Below are 18,962 nucleotides of genomic sequence, written 5' to 3'. Positions count from 1 at the left end.
GCGCCGTCACTCCCGGGATTTCACCGGGATCCGCGGCCAGATGTCCGGGCTCAGCTCCGCGAGCTTCCACAACGCCGGCAGCGCCGCCGCCACCTTCAGCCGCTCGTCGTCGGACAGTCCCGCCAGTCGTTTTTCGAGCATCGCGGTGCGTTCTTCGAGTGCTTGCGCCAGCCTGCGGCGCCCCTGCTGGGTGATGGACACCCGGACCACCCGCCGGTCGTCGGCCGCGACCGTCTTCGTGACCAGCTCGGCGCTGACCAGCCTGGCGACCACCTCGGTCATCGAAGAGACCGCGATGTCCTGTGCCTGCGCCAGCGCGGACACCGTCAGCGAGTCGCCCAGCGAGAGCTGGCTGAGCACCTTCGCCTGCGCCGGGGCGAGTGCCCGGGTGCGGGTGCCGGCGCGCAACCAGTCCCCGATCGTGGTGACCGGGATCCGCAGCGCTTGAGCGGTCTCGTGCAGGGTCAGCTCCACCGGCGGCTTGGCGAGCAAACGGCCGAACCGAAGGAGTTTGGGGATCGCTGGCATCGTCGAATTGTGTAGGGCCCCGAACTATCTGTCAACACCCGGTCCGCACGCACTCACATCTCCACCGGCCCGATGTAACCCTTATGTACCAAGATTTTCCGCGTTACCACGGAACGTGAAGGCCCGATTGACAACACTGCCGATGAAGTCGCAGACTGCGAGATAGCTAGGTACCCGAGGTAATTTGGCAAGGGAGCCGAGATGAACCCCGAAGCCGAGGACGGCTGGCGCACGCCGTCGCGGACGACGAGCCCGACACTGGCCGCGATCTCCCCGCAGCTGAAGGTCACCCGCTGCGAGATCGCGGCGAACGGGGTGGCGACGGTGTGGCTGCACCGGCCGGAGCGCCGCAACTCCTGGACGGCGCGGATGAACGCGGAATACCGGGCGGTGATGCGGGTGCTCGACGCCGATCCGGCGGTCCGGGCCGTCGTGGTGACCGGCACCGGCGACAGCTTCTGCGTGGGTGCCGACAGTCGTGCCCTGTCCGGATACGTCGGGGCGAAGTCCTACGATCCGGGGCTGCCCGAGGACGCCGCCGAGCCAGGGTACGGAGTTCGCGACGAGTTCGACGCCGACATGGTCTGGCACTACGGTTTGCGCGTTCCGGTGGTCGCCGCGGTGAACGGGGCGTGCGCGGGTGTCGCGGTGGCTCTCGCGGCGTTCAGCGACGTGCGGTTCGCCGTGTCGGGCGCGAAGGTCACGGCCGCGTCGCCGAGGCTCGGGCTGCCTTCGGAATACGGCCTGTCGTGGGTCCTGCCCCGGCTCATGGGCGTCACGCACGCGACGGACTTCCTGCTCTCCGGCCGGGTGGTCGACGCCGATTTCCTCGCCAGGGCGGGATTCTTCAACGCGGTGTACACAAAGGACGAATTCCACGACGCCGTGTACGCCTACGCCGGCCAGCTGGCCGCCGCGTCACCGCGGGCGGTCACCCTGGCCAAACGTCAGCTCTACACCGATCTGCTCCAGCACGACCCGGCCTTGTCGGTGCGGCGGAGCAAGGACCTCACCGGCCGGATGATGACCACCGACGACTATCGCGAAGGTGTCGCCGCCCTGGTCGAGAAGCGCGCCCCGGCGTTCGGGCCCGCCTGAGCGGCGCCGAACGTCGCCCTGGCCGTGAACAACGGCTTGCCGGCGGTGTCGGCGGCCGAGGTGCGCACCACCGACAGCTTCCGGCCCCGGCGTTCCACCGCCGAGCGCACGAGGATCGGCGGCCCCGAGACGACCACCGGCCGGTGGTACCGGACGGTCAGATCCAGGGCCACCGGCGCGTCCCCGGCCTCGGCGGACGCGAGATTCCGCAGTACCGCCCCGGAAAGGAAGGCCTGCACACCGCCATGCATGATGCCGTACTGGTTGGCCAGCTCCGGGGAAAGCGCCAGCTTGATCTCACGCGGATCCCGCGCTTCGCCGATCTCGCCGAGCAATCGCGTGAGGACCGCATCGGAGAGCGTCTCCGCCGCGCGCTGCTCCGGTTGCTCGGGAACGATGGCGAAGCGGCCGGTGCACCGCGCGATCACCGCGCCGGCCGGATCGGTCAGCCGCACCCCGGCCAGCACTGTGCCGGCGAAGCTTTCCAACGCCTCGGCGTGGGCCTCGACGCGCTGTCCGGCCTCGGGGAACGCGCCGGCCGCGTCGATCCGCAGACTCGCGGTCCGGCACCCGAAGTCCTTCCCGAGAGTGGTCCGGACCGACCGGCCCGCACACAGGTCGAGCAGCGCGCCGACGTATCCCAGTGGTGTCGCCGGGCCGGTGATCTGGGCACCGGGCAGCACGCAGCTCCCGGTGACCCGGCCGGGCGCGCTGCCGGTGACCCGGATCCCGAACAGCGCCTCGGCCGGGCTGAGCGCGGTGGCGGCGATCGCGTCGGCGCGTTCCCGCGCGTGCACGGGTGAGACGAACGGCGTCGGGTCGGTGGCCAACGATCCTCCAAAAGACAACAAAAATTTTTAGATAGTCATTTTTATTGTAGTGAAATCTGGCGTGTACTGGAGGTTCGACATGTCACATCCACGGCGGGGTCCCCTTGCCACGCCCTACACCGAGCTGGTCGGCATCGAACATCCGGTGGTCCAGGAAGGGATGGGGCCGTTCAACACGGCGCGGCTCGCCGCGGCGGTGTCCAACGCCGGCGGTCTCGGCACCGTCAGCGTGCCGGGCACCGCGGGCGACCTCCATGAGGCCGCGAAGCAGCTACGGGACCACATCGAGTCGTGTGCCGGTGCGACGGACAAGCCGTTCGCGGTCAACATCCCCGTCGGGCACGGGCGGGACGGGAAGATCGCGAAGTTCGCGCGCATCTACCTCGACGCGGTACTCGCCGCGCGGAAGGCCGACTCCGCACTGGCCCGGCAGCTGACGGTGCTCACCACGTCGGCGGGTTTCCCCACCGGTCTGACCGCGGAACTGCACGACAACGGCCTGCTGCACCAGCACAAGGTGGGCTCCACCCGGCACGCCGTCAAGGCGGCGCGGTCCGGGGTGGACGCCGTCATCGCGGCCGGCCTGGAAATGGGAGGGCACGCGCCCACCAGCGGAATGCACTCGTTCGTCCTGCTGCCGAACGTGGTCGACGCCGTCGGCGTGCCGGTGCTGCTGTCCGGCGGCGTCCGCGACGGCCGTGGCCTTGCTGCCGCCCTTTGCCTTGGGGCACAAGGAGTCGCGCTGGGAACGAGGTTCGCGGCCACCACCGACAACACCGACTGGCACCCCGCCTACGCCGGCGCGCTGCTCGATGCGGGCGAAGGTGACGACGCGGTCCTGGACGGTGTTTTCGGCCCCTGCCGGGTGAAGCGCAACAAGGCGTACGCCGCGTTGAGCGCGAATCCGGTCGGTTCCGCGGAAAAGATCGAGGCGATGCGGCGGGCGCAGCTCGACGGTGACGTCGAGAACGGGCTCGTCCTGATGGGACAGGTCGCGAGCGGGATCACCGATCTGCGCGGGGTGGCCGAACTGGTCCCGCAAATGGCGCTGGAGGCCGCCGGCCTCCTCTCGGACACGAGGAGGCAATGATGACCTGGGGCGAGGGCCTGACGTGGACCCCGGAGCTCACCGACGAGGAACTGCACTGGCAGCGGGTCGCGGAAAAACTCGCGGCCGGCCCGTTCGCACGGCGGGCGGCCGAGATCGATTCGGCCGGCGAATACCCGTGGGACAACGTCGCCCTGCTCACCGAGGCCGGTCTGACCGGTTTGCTGCTGCCGGAAGAATACGGCGGGGAAGGCGCACCGCTGTCGGCGGGCTGCGCGGTGGCCGAGACGATCGCCCGCGTCTGCGCGTCCACTTGCACCGTGTGGAGTTCCTACGCGATCGGCTCGCTCCCGCTGCTCTACGCGGGCACCGAAGCGCAGAAGCAGCGGTACCTTCCCGAAGTGGTGGCGGGCAGGGCGATCGGGTTCGGCCTGACCGAACGGCACACCGGCTCGGACCCGTCGAATGTCCGCACCAGCGCCGAAAACACCGAACGCGGGTGGGCGCTCAAGGGCGAGAAGTGGCTGGTGGGCAACGGCGGCTCCGCGCACTACTACACGGTGTTCGCCAGGGACGGCGCGAAGCTGACCGCGTTCCTGCTCGAACGCGACGGCGACCACCTGGTGATCGACGACTACCAGGACAAGATGGGCCTGCGCGGCACCACGACCAGCAATCTGAAGATCGACTGCGAGGTACCGGCCGATCGCCAGGTGGGCGACCGGGGCCGCGGGCTCGCGCTCGGGCTGCGGACGCTCAACACCGGCCGGGTACTGGCCGCGGCACTCTCCTGCGGTATCGCCGAACAGGCTTTCGCCGCCGCGTCGCGCCGCGCGGTCACCCGCGAGGCTTTCGGCGGGCCGATCATCGGCCACCAGGGGATCTCGTTCCGGCTGGCCGACGTGGCCACCGAACTGTCCGCGGCCAGGATGATGACCTGGCAGGCCGCCCGCGGCAGCGGGCCCGGCGGACCCGGCCGGCAGCTCTCGTCGATGGCGAAGCTCTACGCCAGCGAGGTCGCACACCGCGCTGTCGACGCGGCGCTGCAGGTGTTCGGCGCGGAGGGGTACGCGAAACCGCACCCCGTCGAGCGAAGCTACCGGGACCAGCGGATCCTGGAGATCTTCGAAGGCAGCTCCGAGATCCAGCGGGTCTCGCTAGGTCGCACGATCGCCGCGTTCTACCAGGACGCGTGAACAGCACGGTGGGCCCGGGAATCGCTCCCGGGCCCACCGGTCAAACCGTCGCCGGCAACGCCTTCAGATCGAAACCCTCGTCGCCGGCCTGTGCCGCGGTGACGCGGGCGCCGGCGGCGAACAAGCGGCGTGCGGTCATGTGGTCGGCCGGGCGCGCGACGGATTCCACCGCCGTCAGCTCCCCGGCGCGGAACCTGAATGCGGAGAACCTCCGCCCGCCCACGTCGCCCCGGACCACGGTCTGGTCGGTTTCCGCCGCCAGCCCGGCGATCTGCAGTTTCAGCCCGCCCTGGTCACTCCAGAACCACGGGACGGCGGCGTAGGCGTCGTCGCGCCCGGCGATGCGCCTGGCCACGTACCGGGCCTGGTCCATCGCGTTCTGCACGGACTCGATCCGGCCCCGGCCCGCCCCGGACGGCCGCTCGAAGGCGGCACAGTCACCGATCGCGGAGATCGCCGGGTCCTCGGTGCGCAGCCATTCGTCGACCACGATGCCGCCCTGCACCGGCAGTCCCGCGTCCCGCGCCAGCTCCACGTTGGGCACCACCCCGATGCTGCTGACGACGAGGTCCGCGTCGAACCGCTCGCGGCCGGCCGTCACCCGGCATCCGCCGCCGGGCAACGGCACGACCGAGTCCATTGTGGACCCCAGCCGGAAGACGGTCCCGGCTTTCTCGTGGTGGTCGCGAAACGCCTCCCCCACGACCGGGCTCACCGCACGGGCCATCAGGCTTCCGGCCGCTTCGACGACGGTGACGCCCACTCCCCTGGCCGCGGCCACCGCCGCGAACTCCAGCCCCAGGAACCCGGCGCCCACCACCACGACATTCCGCGCCAGGGCGAGTTTTTCCCGCAGCAGGGTGGCGTCGTCCAGGGTGCGCAACCCGAGCACGCCCGGCGCGTCCACGACCGGCGGCCGGTTGCGGGCACCCGTGGCGAACACGAGATGCCCGTAGGGATACCGCTCGCCGCCGGAGGTCACCACCGTGCGTTCCGCGCGATCGACCCTGGCGGCCTCGGTGGAGAGCATGAGCTCGATCCCGCGTTCGGCGTAGTGGTCGCTGCCGTGAAAGGTCAGCGCCTCCGCTTCGCACGACGCGCCGAGGTAGGCCTTCGACAGCGGCGGACGCTGATACGGCAGGTGCGGTTCCGCACCGAGCAGCCGGATCGGGCCGCCGTAACCCTCGTCCCGCAGGAAACCGGCCAGGTGACAAGCCGCCTGGCCGGCTCCCACGATCAGCACGCCTTCGCCGGTCATCAGGACTCGACCCGGATCGCGAGCGCCGGGCACAAACGCGCCGCTTCACGCACGGCCTCGCGCTCGGACTCCGGTGGGTCCTCGTCCAGCACCACGACCAGGCCGTCGTCCTCGTTCTGCGAGAACACCGCGGGAGCGGCCAGCGCGCAGAGCCCGCCGCCCACGCAGGCCGAATCGTCCACAGTGAACTGTCGTTTGCGCTCCGGCTCGCGTGGCGTCCAGGTCAGGGGCAGCGACTTGATGCCGTAGACGAACGCGTCGAAGTTGAAGTTCAGCTCCTCCTCCGGCACCGCCAGCCGCAGTGCGGGAAGCCGCTGGAACAGCGTGCCGAACACGATCTGCAGTTCCGCGCGGGCCAGCTGCTGCCCCAGACACTGGTGCACCCCGAAACTGAACGCGAGGTGGTGGCGCGCGTCCCGGTGGATGTCGAACGCATCGGGCCCGGTGAACTGTTCCGGGTCACGGTTGGCCGCGCTGACCATCGCCAGCACCCCTTCGCCCGCCCGGATCAGCTGCCCGCCGACCTCCACGTCCTCCAGCGCCACCCGCGGGCCGTTGTAGTGCACGATCGTGTGGAACCGCAGCATCTCCTCGACCGCGCCCGGCACCAGGTCCGGGTTCGCGATCAGCTCGTCGCGCTGCCCGGGATTCAGCAGGAGCGACAGCGTGCCCAGCGCGATCATGTTGGCGGTCGTCTCGTGCCCGCCCATCAGCAGCAGCTCGATCGTCGCCAGCGCCTGTTCCCGGCTCAGGTTCCCCGGCTGGACCTGCCTGGTGACGAGCCTGCTGATCAGGTCGTCATGCGCGTCCGGGTCCCGCATCTTCTCCGTGATGAGGTTGTCCAGGTACGCACGCATCTCCTCGCCCGCCCGTACCGGCACTTCCGGCTCGGCGGTCAGATCCAGCTTCGCCTGCGCGCGCTCCTGGAAGTACTCCCGGTCCTCATACGGCACCCCGAGGATGCCCGCGATGACCGTGGTCGGCAGCGCGAGCGCGAACTCCTCGGCGAAGTCGGCGGGCGGGCCCTTTTCCTCGAGCCGGTCGAGCAGCTCGTCCACGGTCCGCTGGATCGCCGGCCGCATCTTCCCGACCTGCGCCAGCGCGAACTCGCGGGTGAGCATCCGGCGGTGCCGGGTGTGCTCGGGCGGGTCCAGCCGGATCAGCGGCGCGGGTTGCTCGTTGATCAGCAGGGACGCGCGGGCCGGCGAGATGAACGGGTACCCCGGCTGCCCCGGCTCGGTGGAGAAGCGCCGGTCGCTCAGCACCGCCTTGACATCCTCGTAGCGCGTCAGCAGCCAAGCCTGCTTGCCGTCGGGCATCGTGACCTGACTGACCGGCGCTTCGTCCCGCAACCGCGCGTAGTCCGGTGGCGGGGAGAACGGGCAGCGCCGCATCGGGAATTCGACACTCATCGTGCCTCCTTCGGTGTTACTGATCGGACCGGAAGTAGGCGGACACCAACCGCGGCGGACTTGCTCGGAGAAACCCATTTCCGCCGTGGCTGTAGTCCGGTTGGCAACCATCGGTGCGGTACGTCAGAAGACTGTGTTGCCGGCGTCGACGACCAGTTCGGCGCCGGTCATGTACCGGGATTCGTCGGTGGCGAGGAACAGCACGGCGTTGCTGACATCGCCCACCTCCAGCCGGCCCACCGGCAGCGCGTTGTCGAAGGCGCCGCCGAGTACCGGGTTCGTCTGGATCAGCTGGTCGATCCTGGCCAGGCCACCGGTCAGGTCCGTGGCCACACCCGCGGGATGCACGACGTTGACCCGGATGTGGTGCCTGCCGAGCTCGTTGGCCAGTGTCCGGACGATCCCGACCAGCCCGTGCTTCGACGCGACATACGGCGCGAAGAACGGGTTTCCCCTTACGCCGCAAGTGGATCCGGTCGCGATCACCGAGCCGCCGCCCGCGTCGATCAGGTAAGGCACCGCGGCCGTGATCGTGTGCCACGCGCCGGTCAGGTTGGTGTCCAAAGTGTCCTGCCACACCTCGGGCGTGACCTCGTCCCACGCGCCGAGCACGCAGATACCCGCGTTGGCCACGACGACGTCGAGGCGGCCGAGTTCGGCCACTCCCCCGGCCAGCGCGGCTTCGAGCTGACCGCGGTCGCGGACGTCGGCCTTGCGGGTCACCACGCGGCGGCCCAGCGCTCGCACCTCTTTCGCCGTCTGGGCAAGGTCTTCCTCGGTCGCCATCGGGTAGGCCGTGCTCGCGTAGTCCTCGCAGATGTCGACAGCGATGATGTCGGCACCCTCACCGGCCAGCCGCAGCGCGTGGCTGCGCCCTTGGCCGCGTGCCGCGCCCGTGATGAACGCGACCTTTCCGTCCAGTCTTGCCGTTGTGCTCATACCGGCTCCTGTTCCGTTGACATCGACTCCTGGATCACCACGTCGTCCCAGTGGTTGCGGCCGAAGGTCACCGCGATGGCGCCGAGCACGCCCAGCAGGGCGCAGTACCCGGCTATCCAGCCCCAGCCCGTCGGATCCCTGGTGACAATCGCGGAGGCGACCAAGGGGGCGAATCCGCCGATCGCGCCGGCGAGCTGCTGTCCCAGGGAAACAGCACTGGATCGCACGTCGGACGGGAAGAGCTCGCAGTAGAACGCCGGGGCGATCCCGTTGACCACCGCACCGCCGAGGCCGAGCACGAGGATGGCGCCCAGCAGGATCAGCCAGCTGTTCCCGGTGGACAGCAACCCGAAGAAGGCGAAGATGAACGCCGACATCCCGAGCATCCCGGCGATCAGCAGCCCGCTGCGCCCGAACCGGTCCGAAAGCGCGCCCCAGCAAGGGATGGTGGCCGCCAGCAGGGCGACGCTGATCGTCACCAGCGTCAGCATCATCGTCCGCGACACGTGGTATTCCGTTGTGCCGTAGGAAAGTGCGAACACGCTGACCATGTAGAAGATCGTGTTCGGCCCGGCGCTGAGCACCGTCGCGACGATGACTTCCTTGTAGTGATAACGGATCACCTTCACCACTGGCAGCTTCGGGACCAGCCCGGCCTGGCGGAGCCGCTCGTGTGCCTCGGGCTCGGTCACCGCCCGGCGCAGAACCAGGCCGACGACCGCGATCAGCACGCCGATCAGGAACGGCAGCCGCCAGCCCCAGCTCAGGAACTGTTCCTCCGGCAGCAGCGAAAGGATCGCGAAGATCGTCGTGCCGATGACGAGCCCGAAGAACGAGCCCGCGTGCAGGAAAGAACCGTAGAAACCGCGACGGTTCGCGGGTGCGTGCTCGACGGTGAGCGTCTGCGCGTTGCCCATTTCCCCGCCCAGTGCGAGCCCCTGCACGGCCCGGCACAGGACCAGGCCGACCGCCGCGGACTCGCCGATGGCGGCGTTGGTCGGCAGCACGCCGATCCCGAAGGTCGTCAGCCCCATCAGGCCGAGCGTCAGATAGAGCGCCTTCTTCCGGCCGTAGCGGTCACCGATGTGCCCGAAGATGATGGCACCCAATGGCCGGATGACGTAGCCGACCGCGAGTGTCGCGAACGCCGCCACCGTGCCCACCGCGGGCGAGAGCCCACTGAAGAACAACTTGTTGAACACCAGCGCGGCGGCGGTGCCGTAGATGAAGAAGTCGTACCATTCCAGCAGGTTCCCGATCGAAGCCGACAGCGCGACCCGTAACGGTCCCGGCTGTTTGACCCTTTCGCCCATGACGTTCTCCTTTGCACGCTCGACATTGAAAGTGCACTGCGACGAACTCAGGGCGACGGCTCAGGCGTCCGGCCCCACCGCGATGGAACGCGGTTCGAGATAGGCGGCGAATCCTTCGGGTCCCAGCTCCCGCCCGAGCCCGGACTGTTTGAAACCTCCCAGCGGAGTGCCGAAGGCCTGCGGATTCCCGTTGATGCTGACCATTCCGGTGCGGATGCGGCGGGCCACGGACAGGGCACGGTCGCGGTCGGTGCTCCACACCGAACCGGAAAGGCCGTACACGGAGTCGTTGGCGATCGCCACGGCCTCGTCCTCGGTGTCGTAGGCGAGGACGGACACGACCGGCCCGAAGATCTCCTCCCTGGCCACCCGCATCGAATTGTCGACGCCGGCCAGCAACGTCGGCGACGCGAACCAGCCCTTGTCCAGCGCGGAGCCGAAAGCCGGGCGCTCGCCCCCGACGACGATCCGCGCGCCCTCCGCCTTCCCAGTCTCCACATAGGACTCGACGCGATCACGCTGTGCCTCGTTGATCAGCGGGCCCAGATCGGTAGCGGGGTCGAGCGGGTCGCCGACGCGCTGAGCGGAGTACGCGTCCGCCAGCGCCTCGATCGCCTCGGTCTCACGGGACCTCGGCACCAGCACCCGGGTCTGCGCGATACACGCCTGGCCGCTGAGCATGAAGGACATCGGGAGCAACGCGGGCACGAGCTGCGCGAGATCCGCGTCGGGCAGCACGATCGCGGCGGATTTCCCACCCAGTTCCAGGGTCACCCGTGCCACACGTTCCGCGCACAACGCCATCACACGGCGGCCGGCGGCCGTGCTCCCGGTGAACGCGACCTTGTCGACGCGCGGGTCCGTGACCAGTTGCTCGCCGATGTCACGCCCGCCCGGGATGACGCTCAGCACGCCGTCGGGAAGCCCGGCGAGCGACAGCGCTTCCGCGAGCGCGTAGGCCGACAGCGGTGTGTCGGGCGCGGGCTTGAGCACGACCGAACATCCGCTTGCCAGTGCCGGGGCCAGTTTCATGACGGGGTTGCTCAACGGCCCGTTCCACGGCGTGACCGCCCCGACCACACCGACCGGTTCGCGGCTGACCAGGCTACCGGTGGTCCCGTCGTGCCGGTGCTCCTCGTAGTCGTATTTCTCCGCGTAGCCGGCGTAGTAGCGCAGGACGCGGATCGGGTTCGGCACGTGCACCCGCGTGGCGTACGACAGCAGGACACCCATCTCGGAGGTCATCAGCTGGGCGAGTTCACCGAGCTGTGCTTCCAGGATGTCCGCCGCGGCACGCAGCACGCGGGCCCGCTCGGCCGGCGGGGTGCGGCTCCAGACACCGGAAGCGAAGCTCGAACTCGCCGCGGCGACGGCAGTGTCCACATCGGACGGTGCCGCGAACGCGGCGACACCGCTGACTTCGCCCGTCGCGGGGTTCAGCACGTGGGCGCGCGTACCCGCGGAAGGCTCGGCCCAGCGGCCGCCGAGGAACAACCGGGTCCGCTCGGCCTTCGCGATCGACTTACTACTAATCGTCACCGCTTCTCCAAAAAATTGTCGTATGTGAAACTGTAAGCCGCCTCACAGGGGCCGGTCAACGCCTCACGCGATCCGAAAATTACCGATAACGAGCCGCGATGGCCTGGTTGTAACGGTGGAAGAGCTCGGCGACGGCGCGCCGGTCCTTCTCGGACCAGCCCGCCAGCATCTCGGCGGTACCGGCCCGGCGGCGCGCGCGGATCTCACGCATCACGGCCTTGCCCCGCGCCGTGGCCGCGACGATGCTCCGCCTGCGGTCATGGGGATCGGGCTCGCGGGTGACGAGCCCGGCCTTGTGCGCGGCGGCCACCTGACGCGCCGCGGTCGAGGGATCCAGGCCCAGCTCCGCGGCCAGCGTCATGACATCGAGCGACCCGGACTGCTCCAGGGTCAGCAGCAACAGATAGCCGGCCCGGTCGGCTGCCACGTAGAACTCACCGCGCCGCCTGAGCATCTCCAGATTCCGGGCCAGCACGGCGGTTTCGAACTCGATGGCCTCGATCGGGCCGGGCTCCGTCTCAGCGATGGCTGTATCGTACATATATTGGCCCGCGCAGACCAGATCCGGTCGGGTGAGCACTGGTCACCGCCCGCTTCCGGCCAGCAGGGAGATCGCCTCCGCGGCGCGGACCACGGCCCGGTCGGCCAGCCTTGGGCCGATGACCTGCACGGCCACCGGCAGGCCGTCCGCGGTACGCCCGGCGGGCACGGCGGCCGCCGGGAGGTACAGCGAACTGGCGATCCCGGTCCACACCGTGAGCGAGGACCCCAGCCGGACCGTTCCGTCCGGGGCGGTGATCTCGCGTTCCCGCGACGCGCCACGCTGGTCATGCGGAAACGCCACGACCGGCGTCACCGGGCAGAGCAGCAGATCCACACTCTCGAACCATTCTTCCCAGGCCGCGCGCTGCCGGGCGCGAACCCGCAGCGCGCGCAGCCAGTCGCGGGTGTCCACGGCCGGCCCGTCCGGATGGCTCAACGCGGTCTCCGCCCGCAAACAGGTCAGGAATGCTTCGTGCACGGGACCGAGCGTGGGATGCGCCCCGGTGAGCCGGGCACCGGCTCCGGCCAGCAGGGCCGCGACGCGATCCAGTGCGGCTGCCGTGCCGGGATCCGGTGGCGCGAGCGGGTCACTGGGCCAAACCGCGACACGGAGACCGGAAAGCCCGGTCCAGCCCGGTTCCGGAAGTCCGGTTCTCGTCAGTACGTCCAGCAGGAGCCGGAGGTCGGCGGCGCTGCGGGTGATCGGGCCGAGCACGTTCATGTCCAGCTCGTAGTCGCCGCCGTCGGCGGTGTCGAGATAGCCGTCCGCGGGGACGATGCCGAACGTCGGCTTCAGCGCGAACGTGCCGCAGAACGCCGACGGGATCCGCAGCGAGCCACCGATATCGGTCGCGAGGTCGAACGCGCTCAGGTTCGTCGCGACGGCCGCGGCGGAGCCGCCGGAGGACCCACCGCTGGTCCGCTCCGGCGCCCACGGATTGCGGGTCGTGCCGAACACCTCGTTGAACGTTTCGACATCACCGCACCACGCCGGGGTGTTCGTCTTCCCCAGCAGGATTCCGCCCGCCTGCCAGAGCCGCGCGACCGCGGTGGCGTCGCGGACGGGCACGTGGTCCCTCAGCTCGATGGCGCCGCTGGTGGTACGGACGTCCGCGGTGGCGATGGCGTCCTTGACCGTGAAAGGCAAGCCGTGCAACGGCCCCAGCCAGTTGTCGCGCGCCGCGGCCTTGTCGAGTTCGGTGGCACGGTCGCGGGCGCGCTCGGCGTCCACGGTGACGACCGCGTTGACCGACGATTTCTCGATCCTCACGAGGAAGGCTTCGAGGAGTTCCCGGCACGACAGCTCCTTGCGCCGGATGGCCGCGGCCGCCGCGGTCGCCGTGAGCGCGGCGGGATCGGTCATGCCTGCCCCGCCATCCGGGCGTCCGCGGACCTGTCGGCGGTGTCTTCGGCGGCGTTCGTCCGGACGGCCGCCAGCCCGATGATCGCGAGAGCGGTGATCAGGGCGAGGACCAGGTACAGCAGGCTGTCGCTGTCGACCGCGCCCAGCAGCGAGCCGCCGAGGTACGGGCCCAGCACCGCGCCCCAGCGCCCGACGCCGATCATCATGCCCTGCCCGGTGCCCCGGGCCTGAACGGGATACGTCTGCGCGCAGACGTTGTAGAGCACGTACAAGCCGCCGTGCACGAACATGCCGGTGGCCCCGACCGCGACGGCCGTCAGCCAGCCGTCGCCGGCCACACCCACGCCGGCGATCGAAACCGCGCCGAGCGCACACCACAGCACCATCAGGTTCCGCGCGCCGAGCCAGCGGTCCGCGACCGCCGCGCCGGCCAGACCGCCCACAATGGACACTCCCTGCAACGTCGCACCGAGTGCGAAGCTCGACGAGACAGCGAATCCGCGCTCGATCAGCAGTGCCGGCGTCCACGCCGTGATGCCGTATGCGGCGAACAGCAGGAGGAACGCCGAGTACCACAGCGCGACGGTCCGGCCGCGGAAGCCCCGGTTGAGCGGGAGCCGCCAGCTGCCACCGGCCGGGACGGTCTCGACCGTCAGCCGCGCGGCACGGAACTCGGTGGCGCGCGCCGGGTTCATCCTCGCGAGCACGGCCGCGGCCCGCTGCTGACGGCCGTGCGCGACCAGCCATTCCGGGGATTCGGGCAGCACGAAGGGAATCACCAGCGCGAGCACGATCGTGCCACCGCCGAGCAGGAACAGGGAATGCCAGCCGAGCGCGGGCGCGACGAAGATCCCGAAGAACCCGGCCAGGATGCCGCCGACGGAGAATCCCGACGCGCCCAGCACCGAAAGCCGGTTGCGGGCCTGCCCCGGCAGGCATTCGTTCAAGTAGGCCACGCCCAGCGGGAGGAGGATGCCCAGCCCGAGCCCGGTGCACAACCGCAGCACGACGAACGGGGCGAACGAGTCGGCCAGGACACCGGTGAGCACGCTGAACACGCCGGACACCACCAGCCCGGTGATCAGCACCGGGCGCCGGCCGAACCGGTCGGCCACCGGGCCGTGCAGCAGCGCACCGATCGCGAAGCCGACCAGGCCGGCCGAGACCAGCAGGCCACTGTCGCTTCCGGACAGTCCCCACGGCTGTTTGACGAAGGGGATGACGTAGGACGGGACGAGCGTGTCGATCCCGTCGAAAACGATCGCGATCGCGATGACGGCGACCAGGCCCCAGTGGTACGGGCGCACGGGCGCTGCCACGATTTCGCGCCGGACATCAAGGACATCGTTGGCCATCTCCAGCTCCTAGTTCGGTTGTGGCCGGAAGCCCGCACCGGCGGCCGCCGTGCTCAGGGAGTCCACTTCGGACATCAGGTCTTCGTGCGACGCGAGCCCGGCGGCGAGCAGGTTCTGCGCCAGGTGCGCCGGATCGCGAGTACCGGGTATGGGCACCACGCCCTGCGCGACCAACCAGGCGAGAGCCAGCTGCGCCGTGCTGTACCCGGCCCGTTCGGCCAGTGCGGTCAAGGGCGCGAAGGCGTCCGCGTTCGCCGCGAGGTTCTCGGGGGCGAAGCGGGCGTTACGGGACCGGAAGTCGTCCTTGGGTAGATCCGTGATCGTGCCGTCCAGAAACCGCCGGTCGGCGAGGAATCCGGCGCCGAGCGGGCCCCAGGCGACGACGCCGGCGCCCGCCTCCCGGCAGGCAGGCAGCAAGTCTCGCGCGGGCTCACGGTGCCAGAGCGAGTACTCGGTCTGCACCGCCGCGATCGGATGCACCGCGGCGGCCCTGCGCACCTCGTCGGCGGTGACGTTGGACAGGCCCAGGTGGCCCACCTTGCCCGCGGCGACCTGCTCCGCCATGGCCCCGACGGTCTCGTCGACCGGCACAGCCGGGTCCGGGAAATGCAGGTACCACAGGTCGACACGGTCGGTCCCCAGCCGCCGGAGGCTCGCGTCGATCGCCTGGGCGACGTGCTCCGGGCTGCCGTCGACGAAGAGCTTCATCCGGTACCCGACCGAGATCCGCCGCCCCTGATCCGGTCCGGTATACCCGAACTTCGTCGCCAGCACGACCTCGTCGCGGCGATCCCCGATGGCGGCCCCGACCAGCCGCTCCCCCGCTCCCCCGCCGCCGTAGGCGTCCGCGGTGTCGACGAGCGTGACGCCCGCGTCGATCGCCGCCCTGATCACCCGGACGGCATCGTCCCCACTGACGTCGCCGTAGACGCCCGGCGACAACCCCATCGTCCCCAGCCCGAGCGCGGAAACCTCGAGCGCGCCAAGCCGCGCCATCACGGCGAAACCACCTCGCGCAACGCGGCCGGGGAACCTTGCAGCGCGGTGCGCTGCATGTGATGCAGGACCGCGCGGATCCCGCCCAGCTCCTCCCCGCCGCCGGCCCGCCCGGGGCCGCCGTGCACGGTGTGCGGCAACGGAGAACCGTGACCGGTCGACTCGCCGGCGTTGTCGCGGTCCAGCAGAAGAAGGCGCCCGTGCCAGGGCGCCAGCCCGTGCACGACCTCGCGACGGAACGCGCCGTCGTGGCTGACGACGCTGCCCGCGAGGCTGCCTGCGCCGCGCGCGGCCAGCTCCACGGCATGGGCCGCATTGTCGTAGGGCAGCAACGTGCTCACCGGGCCGAACGCCTCCACCTCATGTGGCGCCCGCGCCTCCGGTCCGGCGCGCAGCAGCAGCGGCGGCAGGAAGCCACCGCTGTCCGCACTGGCCCCGGTCACCGCGAAGGCATCGGGGTTCCCGTGCACGAGTTCGGCTTCGGCCGTCAGGGTTTTGAGGCCGCGCAGCACTTCGTCACGTTGCGCGACGCCGGCCAACGGTCCCATGTGGACAGTGCTGTCGGCCGGGTCGCCGACGCGGATCTCCGCCAGTTTCGCGGTGACCGCGCCGGTGACGTCGTCCAGCAGCTCCCGGGGCACGAACGCGCGCCGGATGGCTGTGCATTTCTGGCCCGCCTTGACGGTCATCTCCGTCACCAGCTGCTCGACGTAGAGGTCGAACTCGGGCGTGCCGGGCCGCGCGTCCGGGCCGAGGATCGAGCAGTTGAGCGAGTCGGCCTCGGCGGTGAACCGGACCGCGTTGCCCGCGACAGCGGGATGCGCCCGCAGAGTGGCGGCGGTGGCGGCGGAACCGGTGACGGACAACAGATCCTGGCCCGTCAGGTGATCGGCCAGATCGCCCGGCGGGGCGCAGACCAGTTGCAGCGCACCCGCGGGCAGCAGGCCCGACTCGACGATGCGCCGGACCACCAGCTCGGTCAGGTACGCCGTCTGGCTCGCCGGCTTCACCAGCGACGGGACCCCGGCGAGGAAGGCGGGCGCGAACTTCTCCAGCATTCCCCACACCGGGAAGTTGAACGCGTTGATCTCGACGGCCACGCCGGTCAGCGGCGTGTACACGTGCTGGACCGCGAACGTGCCCGCCTTGCCCACCTGCTCGGGTTCGCCGTCGGGCAGCGGGCCACGCCCGGGCAGTTCGCGCGCGCCCTTGCTGCCGTACACGAACAGGACGCCGATACCACCGTCCACATCGAACACGGAGTCCCGCTTCGTCGCCCCGGTACGGGTCGAGAGCGCGTGGAACTCCTCGAGGTGACCGCGCAAAAACTTGGCCAGCTCCTTGAGGATGCGCGCCCGCTCGCCGAACCCGGACTCACGCAGCGCCGGGCCGCCGACGGTCCGGCCGTACCTGAGCACCTCACCGAAATCGGGGCCACTACGGGGAATGCGTGCCACCTCGGCTCCGGTCGTGGCGTCGGCCAGCGGGCGTCCCGCGTCGTCGAAGCGGTGCCACCGGCCGAGCAGATGGCTTTCCAGCATCCTGCTCATGCGCTGTCCCTCGCGTAACTCGCGACGAATTCGGTGTCCACGCCGAGCGGTCCGGTGTTCACGGCACCGCCGGGCGTGCCGAGCACGTCGTCGCGGCCTGGCAGCGGCCGTTCGAAGAAGCGGCGGTTGTCGTCGACGAACTCCTGCTGGTCGCCGGGAACGCGCCGGTCCTGGCTGATCGCCTGCACTGGGCACGCCGGCTCGCAGTTTCCGCAGTCGATGCACTCCAGCGGGTTGATGTAGAGCTTGCGCTCCCCTTCGTAAATGCAGTCGACGGGGCATTCCTCCATGCAGGAACGGTCCATCACGTCGATGCACGGCTCCGCGATCACGTAGGGCATGGCTGGTTCTCCTTGAACTTGTTCAGGCGGGTACCGGCGAATCGGTGGAATGCCCGGGAAACACCGGCTGCGCCGGGTCGAGGTGATGCGCCGCGTTGTTCACCGCGGTCGCGGCCTCCCCGAACCCGACCGCGATCAGCCGCACCTTGCCCGGGTAGTCGGTGATGTCACCGGCGGCGAAGATCCCGGGCACGGTGGTCCGCATCGCCGCGTCCACGACGATGTGCCTGCGGCCGGTCACCTCGATTCCCCAGTCCAGCAGCGGGCCGAGGTTCGCGGTGAACCCGAGCGCGGCGATGATCCGCTGGCAGGCCAGGGTTTTCACCGCGCCGCCGGTGGTGGCGACCTCGACACCGTCGATCGTCCCGGTACCCAGTACCGCGCTGATCTGGGCGTTGGTGATGATTTCCACGTCCGACGCCTGGACCGCGGCGACGGTCGCGGGGTGGGCCCGGAAGGTGTCGCGGCGGTGCACCAAGGTGACCGAGCCCGCGACCGGGCGCAACGCGTGCGCCCAGTCGAACGCGCTGTCGCCGCCACCGGCGATGACGACGTCGGCCCCGGCGTAGTCCTCCAGCCGCCGCACGAAGTACGCCAGCCCTTCGCCCTCGAACGCCCGGGCCGCGGGCAGCGGCCGGGGGGTGAAGTTCCCGATCCCGCCGGTGATCAGCACCGACCGCGCGTGCACCGTGCCGCCGTTGTGGGTGGTCACGGCGAACTCGTCACGGCCGTCCGGACCGGGCACACGTTCCAGCCCGTCCGCACGATGACCGAGCAGGTACACCGGATCGTACGGTTCGGCTTGCGCCAGCAGCCGGTCGACGAGCTCGCGGCCGCGGACGGCGGGGAACCCGGCGATGTCGAAGATCTCCTTCTCCGGGTACATGGCGTTGATCTGCCCGCCCGGCTCCGGCAGCGAATCGAGCACGGCCACCGACAGGCCGCGGAAGCCGGCGTAGTAGGCGCCGAACAGCCCAGCCGGGCCGGCGCCGACGATCAGCAGATCGACGGTCTGCACAGTGGTCATCGCGGCCGCCTCAGGGAAGGTGGACGTATTCGTAGTCGAAGGGCTTGCCGTTGATGCCCTGGCGCGGCGGGGCGACCCAGCTCGCGATCTTGCCCCGCTCGTACACCGGATGCATCAGCGAGCGCACGAACGCGAGATCCTCGCTCCTGGGCAGCCAGCTCCCGCGTCCCTGTTCCCAGGTGGCCGCGTCCAGAATCGTCCCTTGTGGACTGATGTGGAAGTCGGCGTACACCCCGACCTCGCGGTTGAACCCGACGTGCGGCAGGGAAAGCCGGTAGTCGATCCCGGCGTCGGCGAGGATCTTGTTCCAGCGGTTGAGGCCGTTCTGGCAGTCCGCGGTGTATTCGCCGCGCAGGTCCAGGTTCAGGGTGAGCAGCGCGGAGAGCTCCTCCTCGGCCCAGGTCCCGTCCGCACCCGGCTTCCGCAGGAACGCGCTGTCGCCGGTCAGCCGGTGGTCGTCGGTGCGCCGTTCCTCCTGCCACCGGCCCTTGAGCCCGGCGGTGTAGTAGTTCGCGGCGTTGGTGGAGGTCTCGCTGCCGAACAGGTCGAGCGAGACGCTGTAGTGGAAGTTGATGTAGCGCTGGATGATCTCCAGCGGGATCCCGCCGTGCGAGGCGATGTCCATC

At 70.1% G+C, this 18,962-nt stretch carries 16 protein-coding genes and 2 pseudogenes; 3 read left to right on the top strand and 15 right to left on the bottom strand.

All coding sequences use genetic code 11. The annotated features are described in order from the left end of the window. Window positions 1–6: 6 nt before the first annotated feature. Window positions 7–528 (bottom strand): MarR family winged helix-turn-helix transcriptional regulator, encoded by a 522-nt coding sequence (locus tag VHD82_RS18470; protein WP_325704921.1) that lies wholly within the window; start codon window positions 526–528, stop codon window positions 7–9. Window positions 529–729: 201 nt separating this feature from the next. Between VHD82_RS18470 and VHD82_RS18465 the strand changes: the two genes are divergently transcribed. Continuing rightward, entirely contained in the window at window positions 730–1,626 is an 897-nt protein-coding gene (locus tag VHD82_RS18465) for an enoyl-CoA hydratase-related protein (RefSeq protein ID WP_325704919.1), read from the top strand. On the opposite strand, the gene VHD82_RS18460 is transcribed toward VHD82_RS18465, so the two are convergent. After that, entirely contained in the window at window positions 1,566–2,456 is an 891-nt protein-coding gene (locus tag VHD82_RS18460; RefSeq protein ID WP_325704916.1) for a PaaI family thioesterase, read from the bottom strand. The genes VHD82_RS18465 and VHD82_RS18460 overlap by 61 nt on opposite strands. 79 nt (window positions 2,457–2,535) lie before the next feature. On the opposite strand from VHD82_RS18460, the gene VHD82_RS18455 reads away from it, so the two are divergent. Together VHD82_RS18455 and VHD82_RS18450 are read left to right on the top strand one after the other, a co-directional pair. Next, complete coding sequence (locus tag VHD82_RS18455; RefSeq protein WP_325704913.1) at window positions 2,536–3,546, top strand: NAD(P)H-dependent flavin oxidoreductase; 1,011 nt, start codon at window positions 2,536–2,538, stop codon at window positions 3,544–3,546. Continuing rightward, window positions 3,546–4,700 carry an acyl-CoA dehydrogenase family protein gene (locus tag VHD82_RS18450; protein WP_325704910.1) on the top strand — a complete coding sequence of 385 codons (1,155 nt, stop codon included), beginning with the start codon at window positions 3,546–3,548 and terminating at the stop codon, window positions 4,698–4,700. The genes VHD82_RS18455 and VHD82_RS18450 overlap by 1 nt, the downstream gene beginning before the upstream one ends. Before the next feature lie 40 nt (window positions 4,701–4,740). Here the strand turns inward: VHD82_RS18450 and VHD82_RS18445 are convergent, their stop codons facing one another. The 13 genes and pseudogenes from VHD82_RS18445 to VHD82_RS18385 form a co-directional block, all read right to left on the bottom strand. Further along, window positions 4,741–5,958, bottom strand: coding sequence for an NAD(P)/FAD-dependent oxidoreductase (locus tag VHD82_RS18445; protein ID WP_325704907.1), 1,218 nt, complete (start codon window positions 5,956–5,958; stop codon window positions 4,741–4,743). Continuing rightward, the gene (locus tag VHD82_RS18440) at window positions 5,958–7,370 is read right to left on the bottom strand and encodes a cytochrome P450 (protein ID WP_325704904.1); all 1,413 of its coding nucleotides are present in this window, start codon (window positions 7,368–7,370) and stop codon (window positions 5,958–5,960) included. The genes VHD82_RS18445 and VHD82_RS18440 overlap by 1 nt, the downstream gene beginning before the upstream one ends. A 123-nt stretch (window positions 7,371–7,493) precedes the next feature. Further along, complete coding sequence (locus tag VHD82_RS18435; RefSeq protein WP_325704902.1) at window positions 7,494–8,309, bottom strand: mycofactocin-coupled SDR family oxidoreductase; 816 nt, start codon at window positions 8,307–8,309, stop codon at window positions 7,494–7,496. Next, window positions 8,306–9,622 carry an MFS transporter gene (locus VHD82_RS18430; protein WP_325704899.1) on the bottom strand — a complete coding sequence of 439 codons (1,317 nt, stop codon included), beginning with the start codon at window positions 9,620–9,622 and terminating at the stop codon, window positions 8,306–8,308. The genes VHD82_RS18435 and VHD82_RS18430 overlap by 4 nt, the downstream gene beginning before the upstream one ends. Window positions 9,623–9,682: 60 nt before the next feature. Then, a complete protein-coding gene (locus tag VHD82_RS18425; RefSeq protein ID WP_325704897.1) occupies window positions 9,683–11,161 on the bottom strand; it encodes an aldehyde dehydrogenase in 1,479 nt (492 codons plus the stop codon). A gap of 79 nt (window positions 11,162–11,240) precedes the next feature. Then, complete coding sequence (locus VHD82_RS18420; protein ID WP_325704894.1) at window positions 11,241–11,702, bottom strand: MarR family winged helix-turn-helix transcriptional regulator; 462 nt, start codon at window positions 11,700–11,702, stop codon at window positions 11,241–11,243. Between the two features lie 42 nt (window positions 11,703–11,744). After that, window positions 11,745–13,067 carry an amidase family protein gene (locus VHD82_RS18415; protein ID WP_325704891.1) on the bottom strand — a complete coding sequence of 441 codons (1,323 nt, stop codon included), beginning with the start codon at window positions 13,065–13,067 and terminating at the stop codon, window positions 11,745–11,747. Continuing rightward, complete coding sequence (locus tag VHD82_RS18410) at window positions 13,064–14,422, bottom strand: MFS transporter (protein WP_325704888.1); 1,359 nt, start codon at window positions 14,420–14,422, stop codon at window positions 13,064–13,066. Before VHD82_RS18410 ends, VHD82_RS18415 begins: the two co-directional genes overlap by 4 nt. A gap of 9 nt (window positions 14,423–14,431) precedes the next feature. Beyond that, complete coding sequence (locus tag VHD82_RS18405) at window positions 14,432–15,418, bottom strand: aldo/keto reductase (RefSeq protein WP_325705404.1); 987 nt, start codon at window positions 15,416–15,418, stop codon at window positions 14,432–14,434. Window positions 15,419–15,429: 11 nt separating this feature from the next. Beyond that, a pseudogene (paaZ, locus tag VHD82_RS18400) lies at window positions 15,430–16,968 on the bottom strand (phenylacetic acid degradation bifunctional protein PaaZ); the annotation flags it as partial. Then, window positions 16,965–17,309 carry a ferredoxin gene (gene fdxA, locus VHD82_RS18395; RefSeq protein ID WP_325704882.1) on the bottom strand — a complete coding sequence of 115 codons (345 nt, stop codon included), beginning with the start codon at window positions 17,307–17,309 and terminating at the stop codon, window positions 16,965–16,967. The pseudogene paaZ and the gene fdxA, both read right to left, overlap by 4 nt. 22 nt (window positions 17,310–17,331) lie before the next feature. Continuing rightward, window positions 17,332–18,336, bottom strand: a complete 1,005-nt coding sequence (locus tag VHD82_RS18390; RefSeq protein ID WP_325704879.1) for an NAD(P)/FAD-dependent oxidoreductase — start codon at window positions 18,334–18,336, stop codon at window positions 17,332–17,334. Window positions 18,337–18,346: 10 nt separating this feature from the next. Beyond that, window positions 18,347–18,962 (bottom strand): annotated as a pseudogene (locus tag VHD82_RS18385) (benzoyl-CoA 2,3-epoxidase subunit BoxB); the annotation flags it as partial.

Origin of the sequence: Amycolatopsis sp., assembly GCF_035546795.1 — a bacterium.
Lineage (GTDB): Bacteria > Actinomycetota > Actinomycetes > Mycobacteriales > Pseudonocardiaceae > Amycolatopsis_E.
This window is presented reverse-complemented; position numbering and strand designations above follow the sequence as displayed.